At 66.8% G+C, this 19,355-nt stretch carries 19 protein-coding genes; 17 read left to right on the top strand and 2 right to left on the bottom strand.

Going from position 1 to position 19,355, the window contains the following annotated elements; translation table 11 throughout:
• Window positions 1-140 precede the first annotated feature (140 nt).
• The 10 genes from EC845_RS12035 (at window position 141) to otnI (ending at window position 9,674) form a co-directional block, all read left to right on the top strand.
• Complete coding sequence (locus tag EC845_RS12035) at window positions 141-1,169, top strand: ABC transporter substrate-binding protein (RefSeq protein ID WP_123298336.1); 1,029 nt, start codon at window positions 141-143, stop codon at window positions 1,167-1,169.
• Between the two features lie 27 nt (window positions 1,170-1,196).
• Window positions 1,197-2,042: an ABC transporter ATP-binding protein gene (locus EC845_RS12030; RefSeq protein WP_123298335.1), complete on the top strand. Its 846-nt coding sequence runs from the start codon at window positions 1,197-1,199 to the stop codon at window positions 2,040-2,042.
• A gap of 55 nt (window positions 2,043-2,097) precedes the next feature.
• Window positions 2,098-2,865 (top strand): ABC transporter permease, encoded by a 768-nt coding sequence (locus EC845_RS12025; protein WP_123298334.1) that lies wholly within the window; start codon window positions 2,098-2,100, stop codon window positions 2,863-2,865.
• An 8-nt stretch (window positions 2,866-2,873) separates the two neighbouring features.
• On the top strand, window positions 2,874-3,380 hold the full coding sequence (locus tag EC845_RS12020; protein ID WP_199739788.1) for a nucleoside deaminase: 507 nt from the start codon (window positions 2,874-2,876) through the stop codon (window positions 3,378-3,380).
• A 31-nt stretch (window positions 3,381-3,411) separates the two neighbouring features.
• Window positions 3,412-4,179, top strand: coding sequence for a FadR/GntR family transcriptional regulator (locus EC845_RS12015; RefSeq protein ID WP_123298333.1), 768 nt, complete (start codon window positions 3,412-3,414; stop codon window positions 4,177-4,179).
• 203 nt (window positions 4,180-4,382) lie between these two features.
• Window positions 4,383-5,750 (top strand): GntP family transporter, encoded by a 1,368-nt coding sequence (locus EC845_RS12010; RefSeq protein ID WP_123298332.1) that lies wholly within the window; start codon window positions 4,383-4,385, stop codon window positions 5,748-5,750.
• Between the two features lie 46 nt (window positions 5,751-5,796).
• A complete protein-coding gene (gene ltnD / locus EC845_RS12005; RefSeq protein WP_123298331.1) occupies window positions 5,797-6,693 on the top strand; it encodes an L-threonate dehydrogenase in 897 nt (298 codons plus the stop codon).
• Window positions 6,694-6,697: 4 nt separating this feature from the next.
• A complete protein-coding gene (gene otnK / locus EC845_RS12000) occupies window positions 6,698-7,984 on the top strand; it encodes a 3-oxo-tetronate kinase (protein WP_123298330.1) in 1,287 nt (428 codons plus the stop codon).
• Window positions 7,985-8,063: 79 nt separating this feature from the next.
• Entirely contained in the window at window positions 8,064-8,786 is a 723-nt protein-coding gene (locus tag EC845_RS11995; RefSeq protein ID WP_123298329.1) for an aldolase, read from the top strand.
• 87 nt (window positions 8,787-8,873) lie between these two features.
• Window positions 8,874-9,674, top strand: a complete 801-nt coding sequence (gene otnI / locus EC845_RS11990; protein ID WP_123298328.1) for a 2-oxo-tetronate isomerase — start codon at window positions 8,874-8,876, stop codon at window positions 9,672-9,674.
• A 76-nt stretch (window positions 9,675-9,750) separates the two neighbouring features.
• Here otnI and EC845_RS11985 read toward each other — a convergent pair whose 3' ends face one another.
• Window positions 9,751-10,770, bottom strand: coding sequence for an isopenicillin N synthase family oxygenase (locus EC845_RS11985; RefSeq protein WP_123298327.1), 1,020 nt, complete (start codon window positions 10,768-10,770; stop codon window positions 9,751-9,753).
• A gap of 522 nt (window positions 10,771-11,292) precedes the next feature.
• On the opposite strand from EC845_RS11985, the gene EC845_RS11980 reads away from it, so the two are divergent.
• From EC845_RS11980 to EC845_RS11950, 7 genes are all read left to right on the top strand, one after another.
• Window positions 11,293-12,327, top strand: a complete 1,035-nt coding sequence (locus EC845_RS11980) for an ABC transporter substrate-binding protein (protein WP_123298326.1) — start codon at window positions 11,293-11,295, stop codon at window positions 12,325-12,327.
• Window positions 12,324-12,842, top strand: a complete 519-nt coding sequence (locus tag EC845_RS11975; protein WP_123298325.1) for a nucleoside deaminase — start codon at window positions 12,324-12,326, stop codon at window positions 12,840-12,842. Before EC845_RS11980 ends, EC845_RS11975 begins: the two co-directional genes overlap by 4 nt.
• A 95-nt stretch (window positions 12,843-12,937) precedes the next feature.
• On the top strand, window positions 12,938-13,936 hold the full coding sequence (locus EC845_RS11970) for a BMP family protein (RefSeq protein ID WP_123298324.1): 999 nt from the start codon (window positions 12,938-12,940) through the stop codon (window positions 13,934-13,936).
• A gap of 68 nt (window positions 13,937-14,004) precedes the next feature.
• The gene (locus tag EC845_RS11965; protein ID WP_123298323.1) at window positions 14,005-15,645 is read left to right on the top strand and encodes an ABC transporter ATP-binding protein; all 1,641 of its coding nucleotides are present in this window, start codon (window positions 14,005-14,007) and stop codon (window positions 15,643-15,645) included.
• Window positions 15,642-16,706, top strand: a complete 1,065-nt coding sequence (locus EC845_RS11960; protein WP_123298322.1) for an ABC transporter permease — start codon at window positions 15,642-15,644, stop codon at window positions 16,704-16,706. Before EC845_RS11965 ends, EC845_RS11960 begins: the two co-directional genes overlap by 4 nt.
• Before the next feature lie 27 nt (window positions 16,707-16,733).
• A complete protein-coding gene (locus EC845_RS11955; protein WP_123298321.1) occupies window positions 16,734-17,657 on the top strand; it encodes an ABC transporter permease in 924 nt (307 codons plus the stop codon).
• An 85-nt stretch (window positions 17,658-17,742) separates the two neighbouring features.
• On the top strand, window positions 17,743-18,636 hold the full coding sequence (locus EC845_RS11950; RefSeq protein ID WP_123298320.1) for an urease accessory protein UreD: 894 nt from the start codon (window positions 17,743-17,745) through the stop codon (window positions 18,634-18,636).
• A 22-nt stretch (window positions 18,637-18,658) separates the two neighbouring features.
• On the opposite strand, the gene urtE is transcribed toward EC845_RS11950, so the two are convergent.
• On the bottom strand, window positions 18,659-19,351 hold the full coding sequence (gene urtE, locus EC845_RS11945; protein WP_123298319.1) for an urea ABC transporter ATP-binding subunit UrtE: 693 nt from the start codon (window positions 19,349-19,351) through the stop codon (window positions 18,659-18,661).
• Window positions 19,352-19,355 lie beyond the last annotated feature (4 nt).

Here is a 19,355-nt window from a genome sequence, read left to right as displayed (position 1 = left end):
ACAAAGACAGGGCGGATCGACGGATTGCATACACTTTTTCAAAACGACTTTGCATCGAGATGCAATCCGGGCATTGATTTTGCATACCAGTTTTCCACGGCCTTCCGCCACCTCTTCATTTGGAAAACCAGGAGCCTTTCATGCGCAAACGTACCTTCGTCCAGTCTGCCATCTTTGCGGTCACGGCCGCCACATGGGGACTGGCCCAGGCCCAGACCACGTCGCTGAAGTTCCAGCTCGACTGGCGTTTCGAAGGCCCCGCGGCCTTCATGACGTATCCCGCCGCGCAAGGCATCTTCAAGCAAGCCGGCCTGGACGTGACGGTGGACGCGGGCAACGGCTCGGGCGGCACGGTGACGCGCGTGGCGTCGGGCGCCTACGACCTGGGTTTTGCCGATCTGGCCGCGCTGATGGAATTCCACGCCAACAACCCCGATGCGCCCAACAAGCCCGTGGCCATCATGATGCTCTACAACAACACGCCGGCCTCGGTGATGGCACTCAAGAAGAGCGGCATCAAGACGCCCGCGGATCTGGCCGGCAAGAAGCTCGGCGCGCCGGTGTTCGACGCCGGCCGTCGTGCGTTCCCCATCTTCGCCAAGGCCAACAAGGTCGAGAACGTGGCCTGGACGGCCATGGATCCGCCGCTGCGCGAGACCATGCTGGTTCGCGGCGACATCGATGCCATCACCGGCTTCACCTTCACCTCGCTGCTCAATCTCGAAGCCCGCGGCGTCAAGGCCTCGGATGTGGTGGTGATGGCCTATCCCGACTATGGCGTCAAGCTGTATGGCAACGCCGTGATCGCCAGCCCCAAGCTGCTCGCCGAGAAGCCCGAGGTGGTCAAGGCCTTCCTCAAGGCCCTGGTGCTCGGCGCCAAGGACGTGATGGCCAAGCCCGACGCGGCCATCGCTTCGGTCAAGGCCCGCGACGGCATCATCAACACGGATCTCGAGACCCGCCGCCTGAAGATGGCCATCGACACCGTGGTCAACACGCCCGATGCACGCAGCGAAGGTTTCGGCCAGATCAATGCCGGCCGCCTGGCGCTGATGGCCTCGCAGGTCTCGGACGCCTTCAACACCAAGACCCGCGTCGACGCCACCAAGGTCTGGAACGGCAGTTTCCTGCCCACGGCAGCCGAACTCGACGTGCTGCCCAAGAAGTAATCCGACGATCACTCGAAGAACCGCCCCATGCAAGAAACCGCATCCCGCCCCTTCGTCGATTTCCGCGACGTCTGGCTGGCCTACAACGACGAGTTGCTGCGCGCCAACCACTTTGCCGTCGAAGGCATCAACCTGCAGGTCAAGGAGGGCGAGTTCATCGCCATCGTCGGTCCGTCGGGCTGCGGCAAGTCGACGTTCATGAAGTTGACGACCGGTCTGCGCATGCCGTCGATCGGCAAGATCTTCATCGACGGCCAGCCCGTGACGGGACCGCTGAAGATCTCCGGCATGGCTTTCCAGTCGCCGTCGCTGCTGCCCTGGCGCACGACGGTGGACAACGTGCTGCTGCCGCTGGAGATCGTGGAGCCCTACCGCTCGACGTACAAGGCCAAACGCAAGGAGTACGAGGAACGGGCACGCCGGCTGCTGCAGAAGGTGGGCCTGGGCGGTTACGAGGACAAGTTCCCCTGGCAGCTCTCGGGCGGCATGCAGCAGCGGGCCTCGATCTGCCGCGCGCTCATCCACGAACCCAAGATGCTGCTGCTCGACGAGCCCTTCGGTGCGCTCGACGCGTTCACGCGCGAAGAACTGTGGTGCATTCTGCGCGACCTCTGGACGGAGCAGAAATTCAACGTGATCCTGGTGACGCACGACCTGCGCGAATCGGTGTTCCTGGCCGACACGGTCTATGTGATGAGCAAGAGCCCGGGACGGTTCATGGTTCGCCGCGAGATCGAGCTGCCGCGCCCGCGGGAACTCGAGGTGACCTACACCAAGGAGTTCACCGACATCGTGCTGGAACTGCGCGGCCACATCGGCGCGATCCGGCAAGGTGCGTCCACCGCCGGCGGCTCGGCCGTCATCGGCCAGTGAGGGCGATGCACGCCCGCGCCGCCGCCCTCTGGCCCCGTACATCTCTCGTCTCGCCATGAACAAAAAACAAGTCGAAATCTGGTCGCCCTGGATCCTGCTGGCCGCGACCATCGTGCTGTGGCAGATCATCTGCTCGGCCTTCAATGTCTCGGAATTCATTTTCCCGAGCCCGCTGCGCATCTGGGACCAGTTCCTGGAGTTCAAGTGGATCATCGCCGGCCACGCCTGGCGGACCTTCTGGGTCACGATGGCAGGCTTCGGCATCGCCATCGTGGTGGGCGTGCTGCTGGGCTTCGTGATCGGCAGCTCGCGCCTGGCCTATGCCGCGGTCTATCCGCTGATGACGGCTTTCAATGCACTGCCCAAGGCGGCCTTCGTGCCGATCCTGGTGGTGTGGTTCGGCATCGGCATCGGCCCGGCCATCCTGACGGCTTTCCTCATCAGCTTCTTCCCCATCATGGTCAACATCGCCACCGGCCTGGCCACACTCGAGCCCGAGCTCGAGGACGTGCTGCGCGTGCTGGGCGCCAAGCGCTGGGACGTGCTGATGAAGATCGGCCTGCCGCGCTCGCTGCCTTATTTCTACGGTTCGCTCAAGGTCGCCATCACGCTGGCGTTCGTCGGCACCACCGTGTCCGAGATGACGGCAGCCAACGAAGGCATCGGTTACCTGCTGATCTCGGCCGGTTCGGCCATGCAGATGGGCCTGGCCTTTGCGGGTCTGATGGTGGTGGGCGCGATGGCGATGCTGATGTACGAGCTGTTCAGCTTCCTCGAAAAGCACACCACGGCCTGGGCGCACCGCAGCACGCACGGCGAATGAGCACGGCCATGACCCTGGATTTCCCCGCACACGTGCCGCTGGCGACGGACCAGATCCTGCAGGCCCTGCGCCGCTGCAACGAGGTGGCACGCCAGGCCATGGCCGAAGGCCACCATCCGTTCGGCGCCCTGCTGCTGGCACCCGACGGCGTGACCGTGCTCGATACGCAGGGCAATGTCGACACCGTCAACCATGCCGAGTCGGTGCTGGTGCGGCGTGCGGCCGCGCAGTACGACGCCGACTACCTGTGGGCCTGCACCCTGGTCAGCAATGCCGAGCCCTGCGCCATGTGCGCGGGCACGCAGTACTGGGGCAATATCGGGCGCCTGATCTATGGCATCAGCGAGACCCGGCTGCTGGCGCTGACCGGCGACCACGGCGAGAACCCCACCATGGCCCTGCCCTGCCGCACGGTGTTCGCCAGCGGGCAGAAGCCGGTCGAGGTGATCGGCCCCGTCGAAGCCATCGAGGACGAAGTGGTGGCCATGCACCGGGACTTCTGGCCTGCGCGCTGAAAGACGTGCCGGGCCTGGGTTAAAGTCCGGCATGCTGCCTGTTTTTGCTCCCCTCACACCCGGCGTCCGCCTGGCCGACCAGGTCGCCCGACTGCTGGAAACGGAAATCCGCGACGGCCGGCTTCAGCCGGGCGACCGGCTGCCCACCGAGGCCGTCCTGGTCGAGCAGTTCGGCGTGAGCCGCACCGTGATCCGCGAGGCCCTGTCGCGCCTCAAGTCGGTCGGATTGATCGAGTCGCGCCAAGGCAGCGGCGTGTATGTGCAGGCCGCCGGCATCGAGCCGCTGCAGTTCGACCCCGCCCATTCGGCCTCGCAGGAAGCCGTGATCCAGATCGTCGAGCTGCGCCGCGCGCTCGAAGCCGAAGTGGCGGAGCTCGCGGCGTACCGTCGCACGCCGGACGACATCGAGCGCATTCGTGCGGCCGTGGACGAGCTGGCACAGGCCGTGCGGTCGGGCCGCGACGGCGTGGCCGAAGACGTCGCTTTCCACCGCGCCATCGCACAGGCCGCCGGCAATCCGTTTCTGATCCGTACGCTGGACTACCTGGCCCAGTTCCTGAGCGGGGCCACCCGTGTGACACGCGCCAACGAAGCGCGCCGAGTCGACTTCGCGCAAGCGGTGACCGAGGAACACGACCTCATCGTGAAAGCCATCGAGGCCGGCGACGCCACGGCTGCCCGCCATGCAGCAGCCTCGCACATGAACAATGCGATTACACGTATCCGGCTGGCCGACCCCTCGTTCTGGGCGCAGGACGGCGGCCGACTGGCACGCGAACTTCTGGGAAAACCCTCTTAAATAGTGGAAAACCCTAGCATCTGTTCGCCATCACGTCTGCACAGGCTTTCTCCCTCTCCATTCGGCGTCGGCCAATAAATTTGCAAACCTAGGGTTTACCCTTTGTTCTGGCGTGTAACTTAATTTGTATGATGACCATACAAATAATGGGCCTCGCCGGTGCGCGAAGCTTTTTCAAAACGCTTAGAGGAGACCCTCAGGTCATGTCCACCCTTGCATTACTGAGCATTGCTGCGGCCAGCATCGGGCTGCTGCTGCTGTTGATCATCCGCTTCCAGGTTCAGGCTTTCGTGGCCCTGCTGGTCGTCAGCCTGCTGGTCGCCATCGCCACCGGCATTCCCATGGGAGACATCGTCCCGACGCTGATCTCGGGCATGGGGGGTACGCTGGGCTCGGTGGCCATTCTTGTCGCGCTGGGTGCCATGCTGGGCCGCATGATCGAGGTCTCGGGCGGCGCCAGCACGCTGGCCAACCGCTTCACGCAGATCCTCGGACCCAAACGGGTGCCGGCGGCGCTGACCGCCTCTGCACTGGTGCTGGCGATTCCCGTCTTTTTCGATGTCGGTTTCATCATCCTGATTCCCATCGTCTACGGCTTCTGCAAAGCCGCGGGCGTGAATCCGGTGAAGTACGGCCTGCCGGTGGCCGGCATCATGCTGGCCGTGCACGTGGTGGTGCCGCCGCACCCGGGCATCGTCGGGGGTGCTGCCGTGGTGAGCGCCGACGTGGGCTGGATCACGCTCATCGGCCTGGCGATCTGTGTGCCGCTGGCCTGGCTGGCGCAGTATGTGGGCCGCTGGCTGAACCTGCGCGAATACACCATGCTGAAGACCACCGCCGAACAGTTCGAGCAGTTCGGCTCGTCGCCAGAAACGTCCGACACCGCCTCGACCAAGCGTCCCAGCGTCGGCGCCATCCTGGCGTTGATCCTGATTCCGCTGGGCCTGATCATGCTGGGTACCACGGGTGCAACGATGCTGCCCAAGGGTGACCCGGTTCGTGATGTGCTGTCGTTTATCGGTGCACCCGTGTTCGCGCTGATGGTGGCCATCGGCCTGGCTTTTGTGCTGCTGGTGCGTCCGCTGGGCTGGAGCCGCAGCCACACCAACAACGTGATGGAGTCCGCCCTGCCGCCCGCCGCCACGGTGATTCTGGTCACAGGCGCAGGCGGCGTGTTCGCCAAGGTGTTGACCGTGAGCGGCATCGGTGCGGCGCTGTCGCAGAGCCTGGCCGCAACGGGCCTGCCGCTCATTCTGCTGGGCTTTCTGATCTCGCTGGCGCTGCGCGCCGCGCAAGGGTCGGCCACCGTGGCCATCCTGACCACCTGCGGCCTGCTGGCCGAAACCATCGCTTCGGGCAGCTTCACTGCATTGCAGGTCGCCTTGCTCGTGGTGGCCATCGGCTTCGGCGGCCTGGGGCTGTCGCACGTCAACGATTCGGGCTTCTGGATCGTGACCCGTTACCTGGGCCTGAGCGTGGCCGACGGGCTGCGCAGCTGGACGGTGCTGACCACCGTGCTGGGCGCCGCCGGCTTCCTCCTGACCTGGGCCATCTGGGCACTGGTCGTCTGACGACCTGCCTCCCTGTTTTCATTCTCTCTGTAGGAATCTTCTCGACATGACCACCAAGAACGTCGGCGTCATCGGACTGGGCGCCATGGGCCTGGGCATCGCCAAAACCCTGCGCAACAATGGCTACAACGTGCACGCCTGCGACGTGCGTCCCGGCAGCGCAGCCGATTTCGCCAAGGACGGCGGCGTGGCCTGCAGCTCGCCGGCCGATCTGGCGGCACGGGTCGATGTGGTGATCTCGGTGGTGGTCAACGCCGCGCAGACCGAGTCGGTGCTGTTCGGCGAACAGGGCGCAGCCGCGGCCATGAAGGCCGGCAGCGTGTTCGTGATGTGCTCGACGGTCGACCCGAACTGGTCGATCGCATTGGAAGCCCGCCTGGCCGAAGCCGGCATCCTGTATGTGGACGGCCCGATCTCGGGCGGCGCGGCGAAGGCGGCTTCGGGCCAGATGACGATGATGACCTCGGCCCGGCCGGAAGCCTATGCGGTGGCGGGCGAGGTGCTCGACAACATGGCGGGCAAGGTCTACCGCCTGGGCGACCAGGCCGGCGCGGGCAGCAAGGTGAAGATCATCAACCAGTTGCTGGCGGGCGTGCACATCGCGGTGGCGGCCGAAGCCATGGCCCTGGGCCTGCGCGAAGGCGTCGATGCCGCCGGCCTGTACGAAGTGATCACGAACAGCGCGGGCAACAGCTGGATGTTCGAGAACCGCATGGCCCACGTGCTGGCGGGCGACTACACGCCGCTGTCGGCCGTCGACATCTTCGTCAAGGACCTGGGCCTGGTGCTCGACACCGCGCGCGCCAGCAAATTCCCGCTGCCGCTGGCGGCGACCGCGCACCAGATGTTCATGCAGGCCTCGACGGCGGGTTACGCCAAGGAAGACGACAGCGCCGTGATCAAGATTTTCCCGGGCATCACCCTGCCCGCGGGCAAGGAGTGACGGCATGACGACACACGCTCCCGCCACGCTGCGCATCGGCTGCATTGCAGACGACTTCACCGGCGCCACCGATCTGGCCAATAACCTCGTGCGCGCCGGCATGCGGGTGGTGCAGACCATCGGCGTGCCCGACGGCCCGCTCGACACCGAAGCCGATGCCGTGGTCGTCGCGCTCAAGTCGCGCACCGTCGCCCCTGCCGAAGCCGTGGCGCAATCGCTGCAGGCCCTGGCCTGGCTGCGCGACCAGGGCGCGCAGCAGATCTACTTCAAGTACTGCTCGACCTTCGACAGCACGCCCCAGGGCAACATCGGCCCGGTCACGGATGCGCTGATGGATGCGCTGGGCAGCGATTTCACCATCGCCACGCCGGCGTTCCCGGACAACAAGCGCACGGTGTTCAAGGGCTACCTGTTCGCGGGCGACGTGCTGCTCAACGAAAGCGGCATGCAGAACCATCCGCTCACGCCGATGACCGACCCCAACCTGGTGCGTGTGCTGCAGGCGCAGACGGCACGCCAGGTGGGATTGATCGACCATGCGGTGGTGGCCCGCGGCGAAGCGGCCATCCGCGAGCGCATCGCCGCGCTGCGCGAGCAAGGCGTGTCGATCGCCATCGTCGATGCCGTCTCGAACGACGACCTGCTGCGGCTGGGTCCGGCCCTGCGCGACATGGCGCTGGTGACGGCCGGCTCGGGCGTGGCGATTGCATTGCCGGCCAACTTCGGCATCGCGCCCTCGAGCCAGGCTGCGGTCTTGCCGCCGGCATCGGGGCTGAAGGCGATCGTCTCGGGCAGCTGTTCGGTGGCGACCAACCAGCAGGTGATGCATTTCATCCAGTCGGGCCGCCCCGCGCTGGCCATCGACCCGCTGCGCATTGCCGCCGGCGTCGACGTGTGCGCCGAAGCCCTGGCCTGGGCCGGCGACAAGATCGCCGGCGGTCCGGTGCTGATCTACTCCACGGCAGACACCTCTGCGGTCAAGTCCATCCAGAGCAAGCTGGGCGTGGAGGCTGCCGGCACGCTCGTCGAACAGACCATCGCGGGCATTGCACGCGGTCTGGTCGAGCTGGGCGTGCGCCAACTGGTGGTGGCGGGCGGCGAGACCTCGGGCGCCTGCGTCCAGGCGCTGGAGATCGCGCAGATGCGCATCGGTGGCCAGATCGATCCGGGCGTGCCGTGGTGCCACGCGCTGGCGCCGGCGGCTCCGGACGGGCTGCACATCACGCTGAAGTCGGGTAACTTCGGTACCGCGGACTTTTTCACGAAGGCATTCGCAGCCTGCGCGGCCTGACCCCCGTCTCTCTTTTCTCAGGCTCGAAGACGCAGCGCCGTGCCGGTGCTGCGTGTTTCCATTCCTCCATCGGATTCCCATGAGCGACTCCACGCCCCTATATCTCTCCGAAGACGAAGCCCGGACGGAAATCTGCCGCGTCGGCCGCGAACTGTTCACGCGCGGTTATGTGCACGCCACGGCCGGCAACATCAGCGTCAAGCTGGCGCAAGGTTTTCTGATCACGCCGACCGATGCCTGCCTGGGCCAGTTGACCCCCGAGCGCCTGGCGCTGCTCGACGACGCCGGTGTTCAGATCGGCGGCGACCGCGCCAGCAAGACCATCGTGCTGCACCGTCGCATCTACGAGGCCAGCGCCCGCACGGCCTCGCCTGCGCGTTGCGTCATCCACACCCACAGCACGCATCTGGTGGCCTGTTCGCTCATGGCGGGGGCCACTGCCGACCGCCAACCCGGAACACCGCCGGCTTTCGCCGAACTGCTGCCGCCGATCACGCCCTACTTCGTCATGAAGGTGGGCCATGTCCCGCACATTCCCTATCACCGGCCGGGCGCGCCCGAAGCGGCACAGGCGGTGGTGGAGGCCATCGAGCAGTACGCGCAGGCGGGCAGCCCCATCCGGGCCGTGATGCTCGCCCGCCTGGGTCCGAATGTGTGGCACGACACCCCGGCCGCAGCCATGGCCACGCTCGAAGAGCTCGAAGAAACCGCCCGCCTGTGGATGATCTGCCAGCCCCAGCCCGCCGCGCTGGCGCCCGAGCACATCGCCGAACTGCGCCGCGTGTTCGGCGCCGCGTGGTGAGCGATCGCCCGCACGCCTGTTTTTGACGTTCCCTGCGTGCGCCGCTCGGCGCACCGCTCCCAGCAAGAAGCAAGAGGAAAACCCGACATGCCCCGTTTCGCCGCCAACCTGACCATGCTCTACAACGATGTGGCGTTCATGGACCGATTCGCCGCCGCCTCGCGCGACGGCTTCCAGGCCGTGGAGTACCTGTTCCCCTACGCCCATCCGGCCGATGAGATCGCTGCGCAATTGCAAGAACATGGCCTGCAGCAGGTGCTGTTCAACGCGCCTCCCGGCGACTGGGATGCCGGCGAGCGCGGCATCGCCTGCGTGGCCGGGCGCGAGTCGGAGTTCATCGCGGGCATCGAGAAAGCCATCGCCTACGCGGGCACGCTGAGCTGCCCCCGCATCCATGTGATGGCGGGCCTGGTGCCGGCCGGCAGCACGGCCGCCGAAGTCGAGGCCACCTATGTCGCCAACCTGCAGGCCGCTGCGGCGCTGGCCGCACCGCACGGCATCGACATCCTGATCGAGCCCATCAACGGCCGCGACATGCCCGGCTTTTTCCTCAGCCGCCAGGACCAGGCCCATGCCCTGATCGCGCGCATCGGTGCCCCCAATGTGAAGGTGCAGATGGACCTCTACCATGCGCAGATCGTCGAAGGCGACCTGGCCATGAAGATCCGCCACTACCTGCCGACCGGCCGCGTCGGCCACATCCAGATCGCGGGCGTGCCCGAGCGCCACGAACCCGACGTGGGCGAGCTGAACTACACCTACCTGTTCAAGCTGCTCGACGAACTGCAGTTCGACGGCTGGATCGGCTGCGAATACCGCCCCGCCCGCGGCACGGCGCCGCATGCCACCCGCGACGGGCTGGGCTGGCTCGCCCCCTGGCTGGGCTGAAGACAGACCAAGCCGCGCAGCTGCATCCGGATTTTCCGTGCCGACATGCGCGGCGTGCGAGTCGATACCGAGGCGCTCAGTATTTGGCGAAGTTCGCCGCGATGCGCTGGCGCAGATAGTCGTCGGCGCTGATGGGCGGGTACTTCTTGCCCGGCCCTTCGATCGTCACATCCATATTGGCCTGGCAGAAGAATGCCAGGCTGTAGCGCGGTCCCTGGTATTCGTGGGGCAGCGGATTCTTCACCCGGTGGAAGTTGCTGGGCAGTTGATCGTCGCTCCAGCGCATCAGCATGTCGCCGATGTTGCAGGTGATGACATCGTCGGCCGGCTCGATGCTGGTCCATTGCTGGGCATCCGCTTCCTTGCCGGGACAGACCTGCAGGCCGCCCTGCCCTTTTTGCTGGAACAGCAGGGTCAGGCAATCGAAATCGGTGTGCGCACCGGCACGCCACAGGCCGAGCTGGTCCTTGAGGGCCGGATCCACCGCAAAGTAATGCAGCATGCGCAACGTGCTTTGATAGGCGTCTTTCGACGGATCGTGGGCGCGTGTGAAGAAGTCCGCATCGAAGCCCAGCTTGTAGGCAAAACAAGACAGGATCTGCATGCCGACCTGCCAGCACTTGGACTCGAAGCCCAGCATGGTGGACTGGAAAGCCGGCAGTTCATCGTCGGTCGGCCACAGGCCCTGCATGCGCGGGCGCGTGATCTGATAGGACTCCTTCTGGTCGGCGGTGCGCACCGAAGGCCGCACCTGGGTCTTGCTTTCCCAGCCGGCATTGCGGTTGAGCGGGCGCAGGGCCTTGGTTTCTGGCGGCAGATCGAAGAACCGCTCCGTCATGGCGAAGGCATCCTGAATCGCCTGCTGCGAGATGCCGTGGTTGTAGACCTGGAAAAAACCGATGTCGACTGCGGCGTTCCACAGTTCGTCGGCAATCTGCGCCTTGCGCTGTTCGAAGTTGGAGAGATCGATGCGGCGAACTTCGCGCGCCGTGGTCTCGACCCCCAGATCGCCCATGCGCGATTCTTTGCGGAGCTCGTCCATGCCGTAATCGGGGTTGGCGGAGACCGTGCTGGAAGCGGTGGCGTGGCTGTTCATGGCGTTCATTCCTTGTAGAGGCAAGGGGCACGGCCTGGCGTGTCGAACGGAGACATGCACGGGACCGAGCCATCTTGAAGGGCGGTAAACCGGCATCTGCTTCCAGCCCGCGAGGGCCGGGAAGACAGCCGCCGGCGGCTTCAAGAGCAATGACCCGCCGATCCGGCCTGCTGCGCAGGCGCTGTGCTGAACGCTTCTACTCTCGGCGAAAGTCGAGCAAGTTTCACGCCAGCCCCGCCCCCCGGCCTCGCAGGCCCTGTCGGGCGGTGCGCACCACAAGATGGCAAAAACGGGTGAGCCGGGCTCGGGCATGCACCATCTTGAACCCCTGAAGTGTATGCAATCGGTGCATGCAGACCCGGCCCTGCAGGCAAGCGCTGTTGGCACGGATGCTGCAACTGACCGATCAGAGTAGAAGCGTTCAGCGGCCCGCCCGGCCGCCCGGAAATTGCTCGAGTCGACCCGTCCGGCCTCTGCGCCGGCGGAACCTGCTTGACATCAGTTCCCGAGAGTTTCCCCATCATGAAACGACGCCAGTTCCTCTCCTCCTTGTCCCTTCCCGCGGCCGCCTGGATCGCGGCGCCGGCGGCGCAGGCACAGTCTTCCTCGGCCCTCACGCCTCTGAAGTTCACGCTCGATTTCCGGGTGACCAGCCAGACCTCGCCTTTTTTCCTGGCGCTGTCCCGTGGTTACTACCGCGAGGAAGGACTGGATGTGAGCATCGACGTGGGCTCGGGTTCGGTGGCCTCGATCACGCGCGTGGCCAGCGGCGCCTACGACCTTGGGCTGGGCGATATCAGCTCGCTGGTCGAGTTTCAGGTGCAGAACCCGCAGGCCACGCCCGTGCAGGCGATCTATCAGTACTACAACCGCGCGCCCTTCGTGATCATCGGACGCAAGGACCGGGGTATCACCACCGACTTTGCCAGCCTGCAGGGCAAGAAGGTCGCCGCCGCCGCAGTCGAGTCGACCCGCCGCTGCTGGCCCATGGTGGCCCGTCAACTCGGCACCCCTCAGGACCTGTTCCAGTGGGTGACCACGGATTTCAGCGCACGCGACAATGTCGTGGTGCGGGGCGACGTGGACGCTGCCACCTACTTCCACGACTCGGCCGTGTCGCTGTTCGCGCGCCTGCCGCAGCAGGACCTGTCGGTGCTCGAGTACGCCAAGACTGGCTTGAATCTCTATGGCAACGCCGTGCTGGCCAGCAGCCGGCTGATCGCCGAAAAGCCCGCGGCGCTGCGCGGTTTCCTGGCCGCCAGCAACCGCGCACTCAAGGAGACGCTGGCCGATCCCGAGCCCGCGCTGGCCGCCATCAAGGCCCGCGAAGGCATCCTCAACCTCGATGTCGAACGCGCCCGCTGGGCCATCACGCGCCAGTACCTGGCCACTGCGGAGAACCGCGAGCTGGGACTCGGCGCGCTGCGCCCCGACATCCTGCAGCACCAGATCGACGAAGTGGCTGCCGTGTTCGGCCTGAACAGCAAGCCGACGGTCGGGCAGGTCTTCCATTCGGGCCTGCTGCCCGCAGCCGCACAACGCCAGGTGAACGCATGACAGGCACCGCCTCGACCCCCCTCCCGGCCGAACAGTCTCTTGGAGAACAGGACGGCAAGTACCTGCGTCTGGCCATCGGCCTGGCCGACCAGGCCCGCGCACGCGGCAACCGCCCCTTCGGCTCGGTCATCGTTTCGGCTGCCGGCGAAGTGCTGGCCGAGGCCTGGAACCGCAACGGCGAGACCGGCGACTGCACGGCCCATGCCGAGACCGAGGCCATCCGCATCGCCAGCCCGCGCTTCAGCCGCGAGGAACTGGCCGGCGCCACGATCTACGCCTCGGGCGAGCCCTGCGTGATGTGCGCGGGCGCGATCTACTGGTCCAACATCCGGCGCGTGGTCTTCGGCATCGATGCGGTGCGCCTGCGGGTGTTCCGCGGCGAGCGGCTCGACCAGCGCGATGCCGAGCTGTCCTGTCGCGATGTGTTCGATGCCTCGCCGGCCGCCATCGAGTGCCTGGGCCCGGCGCTGATCGAGGAGGCGTCGAGCTCGCATGTCGGCGGCTGGAAAACCTGATCCCGAGCCGCGTGTACACGCTGATTTGGCATGCGTCTTGCACGCATGCCGGTCAGCGTCTTTTTTGCACGATCAATTACCCGAGGGATCACGACATGAGCAGTCGCCGTCAATTCGCCCTGCGCGCAGGCCTCCTGGTTCTGGCCGCCACCGCCGCCAGCACCGGAATGGCGCAGACCCCCAAGAAGATCAAGGTCGCCGCGATCTACTCGGTGCCCTACGAACAGCAATGGGTGGGCCGGATCCACCAGGCCTTCAAGGCGGCCGAAGCCCGGGGCGAGATCGAATACAAGTCGACCGAAAGCATCGCCAACGCCGATTACGAGCGTGTGGTGCGCGAGTACGCCATGCAGGGCCAGGACCTGATCGTCGGCGAAGCTTTCCCGGTCGAGGCCGCCATGCGCAAGGTCGCGCGCGACTTCCCCAAGACGGCATTTCTGATGGGTTCGTCGGGCAAGCCGCAGCAGCCCAACTTCTCGACGTTCGACAACTACATCCACGAGCCCGCCTACCTGACCGGCATGATCGCCGGCGGAATGACCCAGTCCAACAAGATCGGCATGGTGGGCGGCTACCCCATCCCCGAAGTCAACCGCCTGATGAACGCCTTCATGGCCGGTGCACGCGAGGCCAACCCCAAGGTCGAGTTCAGCATCTCGTTCATCAACAGCTGGTTCGATCCGCCCAAGGCCAAGGAAGCGACGTTCGCGATGATCGACGCCGGTGCCGACGTGATGTATGCCGAGCGCTTCGGCGTGGCCGATGCGGCCAAGGAACGCGGCAAGCTGGTCATCGGCAACGTGATCAACACCCAGCCGCAGTATCCGGACAGCGTGGTCTCGTCGGCGCTGTGGAAGTTCGAACCGACCGCCGATCATGCGATTGCACAGGTCAAGGCCGGCACCTTCAAGGGCGAGGAATACGGTGTCTATTCACACATGAAGCACGGCGGCGCCGAGCTCGCTCCGCTGGGCACCTTCTCCAGCAAGATTCCCGCCGAACTCAAGGCCAAGGTTGCGACCAAGGAGGCCGATATCCGTGCCGGCCGCTTCGTGGTCAAGATCGAAGACGGCGCGCCCAAGGCCGCCAAGTAAGCGAGGGCGGCCATGCCTGCCCTCCTCCCCGCTTTTCCGTCTGCCGTACCGTGCACCCTCCGCCTGCGATGAGCCCGCCCGGCACCCGGCCGCCGGCCGTACCCCCTTCCCAGGGCCTGCCGCCGGCGCTGGCCCTGCACGGCATCACCAAACGTTTCGGCCCGCTGGTGGCCAACGACGCGATCTCGCTCACCTTGGCCCAGGGCGAAATCCTGGCCCTGCTGGGCGAGAACGGCGCAGGCAAGTCGACGCTGATGTCCATCCTGTTCGGCCACTACGTGGCCGACGAGGGGCACATCGAGGTCTTTGGCCGGACCTTGCCGCCCGGTCATCCGCGCCTGGCGCTGGCCGCAGGCATCGGCATGGTGCACCAGCACTTCTCGCTGGCCGACAACCTGACGGTGCTCGACAACGTGATCCTGGGCACCGAGTCTCTCTGGCGCTGGCGCAGCGATCGCGAGGCGGCGCGCAGCAAGCTGCTGGGGGTGGCCGAACGTTTCCGGCTGGCCGTCGATCCGGACGCCCGGGTGGGCGATCTGTCGGTGGGCGAACGCCAACGGGTTGAAATCCTCAAGGCCCTGTATCGCGGCGCGCGTGTGCTGATCCTGGACGAGCCGACCGCCGTGCTCACGCCGCAGGAAAGCGTGGCGCTGTTCGAGACCCTGGCCCAGATGGTGGCGCAGGGGCTGTCGGTGATTTTCATCAGCCACAAGCTGGCCGAGGTGCTGAGCGTGTCGCATCGCGTGGCCGTGCTGCGCGCCGGCAAGCTGGTGGCCACCGCCCCCACGGCCGGCACCACGCAGGCCGAACTGGCACAGTGGATGGTCGGCAAGCCGGTCCAGGCCCCCAGGCGACAGCCTGCCGGATCCGCCGCCGGCGAAGTGGTCTGCGAACTGCAGGCGGTGTGCACGGCAGCAGGCAGCCGCGACAGACTCGTCGACGCCAGCCTGCAACTGCGCGCCGGAGAAATCGTGGCGATCGCGGGCATCTCGGGCAACGGCCAGGTGGCTCTGGCCGAGCTGCTGAGCGGCACCCGCCAGCCGGTCTCGGGCGAGTTGGTGTTCCTGGGCGTCACGTTTCCCGGCAGCCCGACCCAGTTGGTCAGGCAAGGTGTCGCGCGCGTGCCCGAGGATCGCCATGCGGTCGGCGTAGTGGGCGATCTGCCGCTTTGGGAGAACGCCGTCTCGGAGCGCCTGCGCGAGCCGGCGCTGTCGCGGGGCGGTTGGGTACGGCGGCAGGCGGCACGCGCGCACGCGGCCCATGTGCTGCAGACCTTCGATGTGCGCGGTGCGGGGGCGGACACACCGGCCCGTGCCCTGTCCGGCGGCAACATGCAGAAACTCATTCTGGGCCGTGTGCTGCTCCCGCCACGCACCGCCGAAGGGCAAACCGCGCCGGCGCCCCGTCTCATCGTCGCGCACCAGCCGACCTGGGGTCTGGACATCGGTGCGGTGTCGTATGTTCATCAGCAGCTGTATGCGGCGCGTGCGCTCGGTGCCGCGGTGCTGGTGATCTCGGACGACCTCGACGAAGTGATGATGCTGGGCGACCGCATCGCCGTCATGCACGAAGGTCGTCTCGGCCCGGCCCGGCCTGCCGCCGACTGGACACGCGAAGCGCTGGGCCTGGCCATGGCAGGCGCCGAGGCAAACGACGCGGCAGACCCGGCCACCGCCTCCGGCCCGGCCTTGGAGACCCCTACGCCATGAGACTGGAAAAACGTTCGGAACCCAGCCGCATCGCCCTGGTATGCGCGCCCCTGGGGGCCGTGATCTTCACGCTGATCGTCAGCGCGTTGCTGGTGGCATGGGCCGGCGCCCCCGTCGGCCAGACCTACTCCCTGCTGCTCAATGGCGCCTTCGGCTCGGTGTTCGCCTGGAGCGAAACGCTCACCCGCGCGGTCCCGCTGATCCTGACGGGGCTGGCGGCAGCGGTTGCCTTCCGCGCACGGCTCTACAACATCGGTGCCGAGGGTCAGTTGTATGCCGGCGCGCTGGCAGCCGTGGCCGTGGGCGGCATGACCGAAGGCAACGGCCTGCAGACACTGCCACCGGCGGTGCTGTTCCCGCTCATGATGCTGGCGGCCGCGGCAGCGGGCGCTGCCCTGCTGCTCGGTCCGGCATTGCTCAAGCGGCACCTGGGCGTGGACGAGGTCGTCACCACGCTGCTGCTGAACTTCATCGTGCTGCTGCTGGTGTCCGCCCTGCTCGACGGCCCCATGAAAGATCCGCTGGCCATGGGCTGGCCGCAAAGCGCCGGCCTCGTGCCCGAGCTCGAACTGGGCAAGCTGGTCGAACGCACACGGCTGCATACCGGCCTGCTCTGGGCCGTGGCGCTGGCGGTGCTGGCCTGGGCCCTGCTGCGCTACAGCGTGTTCGGATTCGATGTACGAGCCACGGGCGCCAACGCCCGCGCGGCGGCTTTTGCAGGCGTGCCGATCGGCCGCACGATGGTGCTGGTCGCCCTGTTCTCCGGCGCACTGGCGGGACTGGCCGGGGCCATCGAGGTCGCGGGCCGCACCGGTTACCTGACGCTCGACATGTCGCCCGGCTATGGCTACACCGGCATCGTGATCGCGATGCTGGCCGGTCTGAATCCGCTGGGCGTCGTTGCCGCGGGCGTGTTCGTGGCCGGCGTGCTGGTCGGTGCCGACAGCATGAGCCGGGCCGTGGGCGTGCCCACCTACATCGCCGATGTCATCGTCGCCACCTCGCTGCTGTCGGTGCTGGTGGCCACGCTGCTGGCCCAGTACCGCCTGCGTCTGCGCTGATCTCACGGAGCCAGGAAAACCTCTGACATGACCGAACTGTTCGACATTCTCGTCAACCCGGCGCTGTGGGTCGCGGTGCTGCGCATCGCCACCCCGCTGATCCTGGGCACGCTGGGCGTGCTGTGGTGCGAGCGGGCCGGCGTGCTCAATCTCGGCATCGAAGGCATCATGGTGGCCGGCGCCTTCGCGGGCTGGCTGGCCGTCTATCACGGGCTGCCGCTGGCCGTGGGCGTGCTGGTTGCCGCGGCCACCGGTGCGGCGTTCGGCCTGCTGCATGCGGGTCTCACGGTCGGGCTGGCGGTGTCGCAGCACGTCTCGGGCCTGGGCATCACCCTGCTGGCGACGGCATTGAGCTACTACGGCTACCGCGTCAGTTTTCCCAAGGTCGAAAGGCCGCCGTCCATCGAGCCATTTGCGCCGATGGACTGGCTGCCCATTCCCATCCTCGCACAGCAGACGCCCATGACGCTGCTGGCCCTGGTGCTGGTGCCGCTCACCGCCTGGCTGCTCTACCGGACCCCGGCCGGACTGGCCGTCCGCATGGTCGGCGAAAGCCCGCAGGCGGCTGAAAGCCAGGGGCTTTCGGTGGCGCGCACACGAACGGCCGCCATCGTGGTCGGATCGGCGCTGATGGGTGTCGCCGGCAGCTTCATCACGCTGTCGGCGTTCAATGCGTTCTTCTTCAACATGATCAACGGCCGCGGCTGGATCTGTGTCGCCCTGGTGGTGTTCGCCTCGTGGCGGCCCGGCAAGGCACTGCTCGGGGCCCTGCTTTTTGCGTTTTTCGACGCGCTTCAGCTTCGCCTGCAGCAAAGCGGCGTGTTCGACGTGCCCTATCAGTTGTTCCTGATGCTTCCCTACGTGCTGTCCATCGCCGCGCTGGTGCTGGTGGCCCGCAAGGCCAGTTACCCGCAGGCCCTCATGAAACCCTATCGCAAGGGCGAACGCTGAGCGCCCCGCTTCCTGCAGCGCCCCCGTCAACGAAGACCGGCGCCGAGCGCCCGAAGCGGCCCGGCGCTGCGTACACTCTCGCACCATGCCCTGGCACGCCCGACTCCAACTCGACTACACCGCCCGCCGCTCCGCCGTTCCTGCGGACGGTTCGAGCGCGGCCCTCCCGGCCCTCGCGACGGCCCGGACACCGGCCCGCACGGTGGCCCATTTCCGCCACGACGGCCCGCTGCGCATCCTGCAGAGCCTGTATCCCGAAGGCGAATCGATCTGCCACAACGTGATGGTGCACCCGCCCAGCGGACTGGTCGGCGGCGACGTGCTCGATATCGACGTACGGGTCGGTGCCGGCGCGCATGGCCTGGTCACCACACCGGGCGCGACCCGTTTCTACCGCAGCGAAGGCGAACTCGCGCTGCAGACCACCCGGCTGACGCTGGCCGAAGGCGCACGCCTCGAATGGCTGCCGCTCGAAGCGATCGCCTACGACAGCTGCCTGGCCGAGAACCGGCTGAACGTCACGCTCGCCCCCGGCGCGGAAATGATGGGCTGGGACATCACGGCCCTGGGCCTGCCGGGTGCCGACAAGCCTTTCCTGCAGGGCCGGTTCCAGCAGCACATCGAGCTGCCGGGCGTGTGGCTCGAACGGGGACGGATCGAGGGCGCCGACAGCCATCTGATGGACGGTCCGCATGGGCTGGCCGGCCACCGCTGCTGCGCTTCGCTGTTCTTTCTGACCGGCACGCCGCTGGCGCGTGAACGGCGTGCCGAGCTGCTCGAAGCCGCCCAGCAGACCGCGCAGGAGCACGCACAGGCCCGGACCGCCGGCGCCACCAGCCCCGATGCGCAGGTCGTCGTGCTGCGTGTGCTGTCGCCCATGGTCGAACCCGCCGTCGATCTGCTGCGCACGGTGTGGTCACGCTGGCGCCAACTGGCCTGGCAACTGCCGGCCGATGCGCCACGCATCTGGTCGACCTGAGCGCGCCGGCCCGAGAGGCCGCCTAGATCGCCACCAGTTGCCGCACGCCGTCGGCGGGCATGTCCTTGCCCAGGCCGCTGCGGATGACCTCGCCGCGCTCCATCACCACATAGTGATCGGCAAGCTCCTCGGCGAAGTCGTAGTACTGCTCGACCAGCACGATGGCCATGTTGCCGCGGTCGGCCAGCATGCGGATCACGCGGCCGATGTCCTTGATGATGGACGGCTGAATGCCCTCGGTGGGCTCGTCGAGCACCAGCACGCTGGGCTTGGGCTGCAGCGCACGCGCGATCGCCAACTGCTGCTGCTGCCCGCCCGACAGATCGCCGCCGCGCCGGCCCAGCATCTGCTTGAGCACCGGAAAGAGTTCGAACATTTCAGGGTCGAGCGGCGTGGAAGCCGGCTTGTAGGCCAGCCCCATGCGCAGGTTCTCCTCGACCGTCAGGCGAGAAAAGATCTCCCGTCCCTGCGGCACGTAGCCCAGCCCCAGGCGGGTGCGCTCGTAGGGGCGCAGCCGGTCGATGCGCTGGCCGCCCAGGCTGATTTCACCTGCGCGGATGGGCACCAGTCCCATCAGCGACTTCAGCAAGGTGGTCTTGCCCACGCCGTTGCGGCCGAGGATGACGGTGACCTTGCCGATCTCGGCCTTGAGGTTCACGTCGCGCAGAATGTGCGAGCCGCCGTAGTACTGGTTGACGTTCCTGATTTCGAGCATGTGT

Origin of the sequence: Comamonas sp. BIGb0124 (assembly GCF_003752175.1) — a bacterium.
In the GTDB taxonomy this organism is placed as follows: domain Bacteria; phylum Pseudomonadota; class Gammaproteobacteria; order Burkholderiales; family Burkholderiaceae_C; genus Comamonas_F.
This window is presented reverse-complemented; position numbering and strand designations above follow the sequence as displayed.